This window comes from Candidatus Caldatribacterium sp., assembly GCA_014359405.1.
In the GTDB taxonomy this organism is placed as follows: Bacteria; Atribacterota; Atribacteria; order Atribacterales; family Caldatribacteriaceae; genus Caldatribacterium; species Caldatribacterium oleiphilum.
On record JACIZN010000096.1, the window covers coordinates 1 to 7,373 of the forward strand.

At 56.7% G+C, this 7,373-nt stretch carries 8 protein-coding genes; 7 read left to right on the forward strand and 1 reads right to left on the reverse strand.

Annotated elements, in window-relative coordinates:
- From H5U36_07790 to H5U36_07820, 7 genes are all read left to right on the forward strand, one after another.
- Positions 1-332: GatB/YqeY domain-containing protein (locus tag H5U36_07790; GenBank protein ID MBC7218022.1), on the forward strand; the 332-nt coding region annotated here is incomplete at its 5' end.
- A gap of 9 nt (positions 333-341) precedes the next feature.
- Positions 342-1,328: a PhoH family protein gene (locus H5U36_07795; GenBank protein MBC7218023.1), complete on the forward strand. Its 987-nt coding sequence runs from the start codon at positions 342-344 to the stop codon at positions 1,326-1,328.
- Positions 1,294-3,360 carry an HDIG domain-containing protein gene (locus H5U36_07800; protein ID MBC7218024.1) on the forward strand — a complete coding sequence of 689 codons (2,067 nt, stop codon included), beginning with the start codon at positions 1,294-1,296 and terminating at the stop codon, positions 3,358-3,360. Before H5U36_07795 ends, H5U36_07800 begins: the two co-directional genes overlap by 35 nt.
- Positions 3,305-4,162: a cytidine deaminase gene (locus tag H5U36_07805; protein ID MBC7218025.1), complete on the forward strand. Its 858-nt coding sequence runs from the start codon at positions 3,305-3,307 to the stop codon at positions 4,160-4,162. Before H5U36_07800 ends, H5U36_07805 begins: the two co-directional genes overlap by 56 nt.
- 5 nt (positions 4,163-4,167) lie before the next feature.
- Entirely contained in the window at positions 4,168-5,052 is an 885-nt protein-coding gene (gene era / locus H5U36_07810) for a GTPase Era (protein ID MBC7218026.1), read from the forward strand.
- Positions 5,049-5,807 carry a DNA repair protein RecO gene (gene recO, locus H5U36_07815; protein ID MBC7218027.1) on the forward strand — a complete coding sequence of 253 codons (759 nt, stop codon included), beginning with the start codon at positions 5,049-5,051 and terminating at the stop codon, positions 5,805-5,807. Before era ends, recO begins: the two co-directional genes overlap by 4 nt.
- Positions 5,801-6,910 (forward strand): HD-GYP domain-containing protein, encoded by a 1,110-nt coding sequence (locus tag H5U36_07820; protein ID MBC7218028.1) that lies wholly within the window; start codon positions 5,801-5,803, stop codon positions 6,908-6,910. Before recO ends, H5U36_07820 begins: the two co-directional genes overlap by 7 nt.
- Here the strand turns inward: H5U36_07820 and H5U36_07825 are convergent.
- Positions 6,894-7,373: hypothetical protein (locus H5U36_07825; protein ID MBC7218029.1), on the reverse strand; the 480-nt coding region annotated here is incomplete at its 5' end. The genes H5U36_07820 and H5U36_07825 overlap by 17 nt on opposite strands.

A 7,373-nucleotide genomic window follows, 5' to 3' on the forward strand; every position in this document is an offset into this window, starting at 1 on the left:
TAGAGAAGCGCGCTCCCCTCGAAGAGAGTGAGATTGTAGCGCTCTTGCGGAAAGGCATAAAGAAGCGGGAAGAAAGCCTCGCCTACTTCCGTCAGGGAAATCGGGAGGACCTCATTCGGCAGACCGAAGAGGAAATAGCGGTAATCTCTGAATTCCTCCCTCCTCCAATGAAGGAAGAGGAGCTTTCCGCTCTTATCCAGGAAGTGCTCTCCGCCTTCCCCGAGAAGCCCTCTTTTGGAGTGGTCATGAGAGAAGTCATGCGCCGGGTGGAGGGGAGAGCGGAGGGGAAGGTGGTTTCTGAGGTTATCCGGAAACTCTTAGAAGCGGGGTGATAGAGAAGCTTGTCTGCGGAAGTATCGATTCGAGATGAGGAGTTCCGTCTGACCCTCGGGAGCATCAAGGAAGCCCAGAAGCTTTTCGGATTCCTTGATGTCAATGTGCGGGTGATTGAGAGCGTATTTGAGGTCGATGTGAGCATCGAGGGCGACACCATTGTCGTCCGGCGGAGGGGAAAGGAAAACCTCAGCCTTGTAGAGCGGTTCCTCACGGAGCTCGTGGATTTCCTCAGGGAAGGAGCAGAACCGACGCCTGAAGATTTGCGCCGAATGGCCACGAGCTTCCGGGAGACGCAGAAAGTCTGGTGGAGGGACGAAGGGACCATCTTCGTCACCGCTTCCCACAAGCCGATTCGGGCGAAAACCCCGGGTCAACTCCAGTACGTTCGGGCCGTTCGGAACTCCGACATCACCTTCTGCATAGGTCCTGCAGGAACGGGGAAGACGTACCTTGCCATGGCCATGGCCTGTGCGGCCCTCCAGAAAAAGGAGGTCGGTCGCATCGTTCTCGTGCGTCCTGCGGTGGAGGCAGGAGAAAGCCTTGGGTACCTTCCCGGAGACCTCAAGGAAAAAATCGAGCCGTACCTTCGGCCGTTGTACGACGCCCTGTACGAAATGCTCTCGCCTGAGCGGTTCCAGCGCTACTCAGAGCGCGGCATCATCGAGGTCGCGCCTTTGGCCTACATGCGAGGGAGAACGCTTAACGATTCCTTTATCGTCCTTGACGAGGCTCAGAACACAACCTCCGAGCAGATGAAGATGTTCCTCACCCGAATGGGTTTTGGGTCAAAGGTTGTGGTTACCGGAGATATCACCCAGATTGACTTGCCGCCGGGGAAGCGCTCCGGGCTCATAGTGGTTCAGGAAATCCTTCGAGATATCCCGGGAATCTCTTTCGTCTACCTTTCCGAGAAAGACGTTGTACGACACCATCTCGTGCAAAAGATCATCCTTGCCTATGAACGCTTCGAGGCGAATATGGCCAGGCGGTAAGGGCGTTTCGCTTCTTCGCCTCACCCACTTTTTCATCCACGGGGTATCCCTCTTTGCCCTTCTCGGTATCCCCCTCCTTTTCCAAGGTATCTCCCTCCGGGAAGGGCAGGTGGCTTCTCGGGACGTGGTTGCCCTGAGGACGGTGGAAGTTGTTGATGCGGTGGCCACAGAGAAGCGCAAAAGGGAGATCCTTGCCGCGATTCCTCCAGTGTACCGCGTGGATGAGGGCATCGTGCGCCAGGTCAAGGAGGAGATGGAGGGGTTTTTTGCCGCTATGGATGAGGCTCGGAAGGGAGCCCTTCCTTCTCTTCCCGAAACGGTGGAGAGCCTTGCCCGGAAGTGGGGGGTGACACCGAAGACCGTACTCTGGCTCCTTGAGGCTCCTGAGGAGGTCTACAGGAGCCTTCGGGGGTTCCTCTACGACCTCTTCGCCACCCGTTTTTTCCTGGAGCCCGTCCCTCGCGAGGATGCCAACCGGGTACTCCTTGAGATGAACGCCCAGATTGAGCGGGCAGGCTTCTCGGGAGAGGCTATGTGGGTTGCAGGGCTTCTGGTTGCCCGATTTTTCCGGCCCAATGCGGTTGTCGATGAGGCTGAAACCGAGAAGCTCCGGGAGCGTATCCTCGCCTCCTTTGAACCGGTACGGAAAGTCATTCGCCGGGGAGAGGTCCTCATCCGCAAGGGGGACATCGTGACGCGAGCCCACATCCAGGCTCTTGCGGCTCTCGGGATGCTCGGAGAGGAGGGAAGGTTCTCTCGCGCAGTTATCCTTGCTCTCCTCGTCGCCGGAGTTGTGGTGCTGGGATACCTCTACTTCTCCCACTTCACGCCCCGCTTTTTCGAAGACCCTGTAGGTCTTTCGGTACGCGCTCTTGCCGTAGCCACGGTGCTTGTTCTGAGTCTCTTCGCTGGCCGAATCTCTGGGGCCTTTTCCGTCATGGGTGCCCTTCCCCTTGTCCTCTCCACCCTTTTCGGGCGAGAAGTGGCCCTGGGAGAGTCGCTCCTTCTTTTCCCCCTCCTTTTCTGGGTGTGGCGGCCGGATTTATCCGGGACGGTGCTTCTTTTCGTGCACCTCATGCTCCCTCTTTTCCTCAGGACACCCCTGAAGCGTCGAAACCTTATCCGGGTGGGGGTATTACTCTCCTTTGCCGGGGCAGCGCTTGCGGGATGCTCTTCTCTCTATGACGGACTTGCAACTTCTCAGGTTCTTGCGGCCATGGCGTACGGAGGAGCAGGAGGTGTCATGGCCTCGGTGATTGCCCTGGGCAGCCTCTCCCTTTTCGAGCACCTCTTCCACGTAACGACCGATGTTCGCCTCATGGAGCTTCTGAACCCGAATCACCCCCTCCTCAAGCGGCTGATGTTCGAGGCTCCGGGGACGTACAGTCACAGCCTCGTGGTGGCCAATCTCGCCGAGGTGGCGGCTGAAGAAATTGGTGCTAATGCCCTCCTTGCAAGGGTCGGAGCCTACTACCACGACATAGGGAAGCTCAAGCGGCCCCAGTGGTTCATCGAAAACCAGATGAACCCCGGAGAGAACATTCACAACCGTCTCTCTCCCTACCTGAGTGCTCTCGTCATTGTGAACCATGTTCGTGATGGCCTTGAGATTGCCCGGGAATTCCGCCTTCCCCGAGAGGTGCAGAATATCATCCGATCGCACCATGGGCGGAGCGTGGTGCGGTACTTCTACGAGAAGGCGCTGCGAAGCGGGAAGGGAAAGGTGAGTCGCGATACCTTCCGGTATCCTGGACCTCTTCCCCGGACTCCAGAGGAGGCCATTGTCTTTCTTGCCGACAGTGTCGAAGCGGCAGTGCGGAGCATGCGGGATCCCACCCCTCGGCGGATAGAGATGACGGTGCGGAACATCGTGAGAACGTACCTTGAGGATGGGCAGCTTGACGATTCTTCTTTGACCCTCCGGGATATCAACCGCATTGCGCGCCGGTTTGTTCTCTTTTTGAGCGGCATGGTGCATGTCCGGGTTCCTTATCCGGAGCTTACCGAAGGAGGAAGCCGTGAGAAAGGTTGAAGTGGTGAACGAAACGGAATACCGGGTCTTCTCCCGGCGTTTCCTTGAGGACCTTGTGAATTTCGTTCTCAGGGAGGAGGGGAAGGACATCAGGGGACAGCTCGTTGTGGCCTTCATTGATGAAGAACGCATGAGGGACGTGAAGCGGAGGTTTTTCCACCTCGATGAGGTGGGGGACGTGGTCTCCTTCCTCTACGGGGAGGACCCCGATGGGGTATGGGGGGAAATCCTTGTGTGCGTTCCTTTAGCCTGTAAGATGAGCGAGGATCGGGGGGTTCCTCTCTCTGAAGAGCTCTCTTTCCTTGTGGTGCACGGGCTCTTGCACCTTCTCGGGTACGACGATCGGACTCTTGAGGAGCACCGGCACATGATGGAGAGGACCGAGGCGCTCCTTTCGGCTTACCGGAAGGAGAAGGAACGGGAAAAACTCCTGAAAAGCGCCGTGAAAGCCCTGGAATTCGCCTATGCCCCTTACTCCTCCTTTCGGGTGGGAGCGGCCCTTCGCGCGCGGGATGGCCGGGTTTTCACAGGGTGCAACGTGGAGAACGCCTCTTTTGGGGTTACCCTGTGCGCGGAGCGAGTGGCTCTCGGAAAGGCAATTTCTGAGGGAGCAAGGGAGTTCGAGGCTATTGCCATCGTTTCTGAAGGGGTGGACTTCTGCTTCCCCTGCGGTGCCTGCCGACAGGCGCTGGCGGAATTCGGCCTTGATATAGAGGTTATTGCCGGGAACCGAAGCGGAGCATACCTCGCAAAACCGCTGCGTGAACTTCTTCCCCTATCTTTCACCTTGGTAAAGGAGTGATTGCTATGGCCTTTCGCTCAGGATTCGTTACCATTTGGGGACGGCCAAATGTCGGGAAATCCACGTTCCTCAACCAGGTTATCGGACAGAAAGTCACCATCGTTTCCGACAAGCCCCAGACCACCCGGAGGGTTATCAAGGGAATTTTGAACCTCGAGGGAGCCCAGATTGTCTTCCTCGACACCCCCGGTCTCCACACCCCCAAGGACCGCTTGGGAGAAATCATGATGCAGGAGATTGAGGATACTCTCCTTGACATCGACCTCCTCTGCTATATGACGGACCCCTCTTTCCAGGAAGAGGAAGAGAAGGGATACTTAGAGAAGCTCTCCGGGTTTGCGAAACCGGTTTTCCTTGTCCTCAACAAGAAAGACCTGCTCTCAGAGGGAGAGGTAGAGGAAATTCTTGGGCGCTTGGGGGCGTATTATCCCTTTGCCGAGAAATTTGCCATTTCCTGTGTAACCCGTGAGGGTATCGATGCTCTCCTTGAGAAAATCGTGGCGTACCTCCCTGAAAACCCTCCGTACTACGAGCCCGGAATTATTTCCGATGCCTTCGAGCGGGACATTGCGGCAGAAATCATCCGGGAAAAAGTTTGGTGGAACGTGCACCAAGAAGTTCCCTACGGGGTTGAGGTACGAGTCGAGGAGTTCAAGGACCGGGGTTCCCTCCTCTACATCCGGGCCATCATTTACGTGGAGAAGGAATCCCACAAGAAGATTGTGATTGGGGAAGGGGGCCGCATGATTAAAAAAATTGGAGAGGAAGCCCGCCGGGACATCGAGGCCCACTGGGGGAAGAAAGTGTACCTTGATCTCTGGGTGAAGGTGGAAAAGAACTGGCGCAAGCGGGAGGAGGTCCTGCGCCGCTTCGGGTACAAGGTGCGGTGAGCCGGTACACACTGGATGAGGGGATTGTCCTGAAGGCAACAGACTTTGGAGAAATCGACCGCCTTGTCACCTTTTTCACCAGAAGACGGGGGAAGTTCCAGGCCCTGGCCAAAGGAGCCCGAAAAGTGGGGAATCGCTTCGGGGCTGCTTTGGACTTTTTCTCCCTTTCCGAGTTCCTCTTCTACACCGCCCGGGGAATGCCCCTCGTCGTCCAGGGGAAGATTCAGAGGAGCTTTCGGGGCCTTGTGCGGACTCCCCTCCGGTGGATGGCGGGGGAGTACCTCCTCCACCTTGTGGACCGCCTTTTCCCTTTTGAAAAGCAAGAAGAGAGGGTTCTTGAGGAAATCCTCTTCCTTTGGGAAGCCTTCCTCCGATCAGAAGAGAGTATTGGTCCTTTACTTGTGCGCTTTCGGCTTGACGTTGCAGGGGCTCTGGGCGTTTTTCCAGAACTCCGAAAGTGCATCCACTGCCACCGGGAACTCCACAACGTGCCCTCCTTTTTCAGCGTGGCCTTGGGAGGCGTGGTGTGCGATGCCTGTAGTGGTAGGACGCGGGAGCTCTTTCCCCTTTCCCCGGAAGAGCTTGGATTCCTCCAGAGCCTCGTTGACGTTCCCCTGGGACGTGTGGTACAGCTGAGAGTGCATCGCGAGATTTTCAGGTCCCTTGACGCTCTTCTTTCCCAGTACCTTTCCTACCAGGGGGAGAGCAGGGTTCCGAGTTTCACCTCCTTTGCCGGACGGGAGCTCTCATGGTGATGCGGCGGGTTCGAAAGATTCGTATTCCTGTGCGCCGTCTTGAGGTGGGTGCTACTGTCCCCTTCACCCTCCTTGATGACAACGATAGAGTTCTCCTTTTCCGGGGACAGACCGTCACTGAGGGGTTCCTCGCGCGCCTTCGGCAGAGAGCTCTGGAAACGGTTGTGGCAGAAATTGTCGAGGAGGTTCGGGAAGAAGCGGCTCAAGAGGACGTCTCCTTTGAGACCAAGGTGAGGACTCTGAGTTCCCTTGAGGACACCATGAGGGATCTCGCAAGGGGTCGCTCTGTGTCCTTTGAGCCCCTTGAGGAGAACCTTGGCTCTATCCTTGAGGAGATCAGAGCCCACGAGGAGCTCGTCATCCCTATTGTCCAGCTCAAGCGCCACGATGACTACACCTTCACCCATTCTCTGAACGTGGCTATCATCGCCCTTTTCATCGGGAAATTCATGGGCCTTGGGCATGAAGAGCTTCTTCGGCTTGGCCTTGGAGCATTGCTCCATGATCTTGGAAAGCTCAAGGTGCCCCAGGAAATCCTCCGAAAACCCGAAGCTTTGAGCGAGAACGAGTGGCGGATTATCAAGCAGCATCCCCTTACGGCAAAGCACATCCTTGACGAGCAAAAGGGCCTCGAGGACCTCGTGAAGTTTGTACCCCTTGAGCACCATGAGCGCCTTGACGGGAGCGGGTACCCCCTGCACCTTGGACCTCAGGAGATTCATCTCTTTGCCCGAATCGTCGCAGTAGCCGATGTGTACAAAGCCTTAACTTCTCATCGCCCGTACCGCAAGGCCCTCCCTCTTTCGGAAGTTGTCGAGTACCTCATGGGGAATGCAGGGTACAGGCTCGATGGAGAGGTCGTCCGCCTTTTTGTGGCCCATCTCTCCCCTTACCAGGTGGGCGATGTGGTGCGGCTTTCAGATGGCAGGGAAGCGGTGGTGAGCCGGCTCAATCCGGTTCTGCCTTTCCGTCCCTACGTTGAGGTTCGTGTTCCCGATGGAAAAGAGGGCTTTGTAACCGAAGAAATCGACCTCGCCAGGTCCCTCACCCTCACCATTGTTGAGGAGCTCTCGATGAAAAGCCGCGTTATCCTCCCTTCGTGAAGGTCCGGACTTCCTCAAGGACCTGCGCGAAGACCTCTTCCCGGTTCTCTGAAGTGAGGAGGAACGAGCGCACCTCTTTTTGGCTGAGGAACTCTGTAACCCCGGGGATTTGGGGAAAACGGGCTGTGGCAAGGAGAAGAGGAGCTTTCTCCCAGAGAGGTGGAAGGATTTTCCGGAAACCTTCTGAGAAGAACTCCATTTTCCCGAGTTCATCAATGAGACAGGGAGCTTCTGCGCGCAGAGCTTCCTCAAGCTCGGGCAGCACAATGCTTTCGAATTCTGAAACGAGGACCCCGTAGGCACCAACCCGAAAAGGCGAGGACGCTCCTTTTGCGGCGAGCATCCCCCTCTTTCCCGAGAGGGTAACGACACGAAATCCAACCCTTGTGCCCTTTTCCCGAATTTCCTCAGTGTAGAAGCCCCGGAAAAGTCCCGTGAAATGGGCGCTTATGCGCTGCACAAG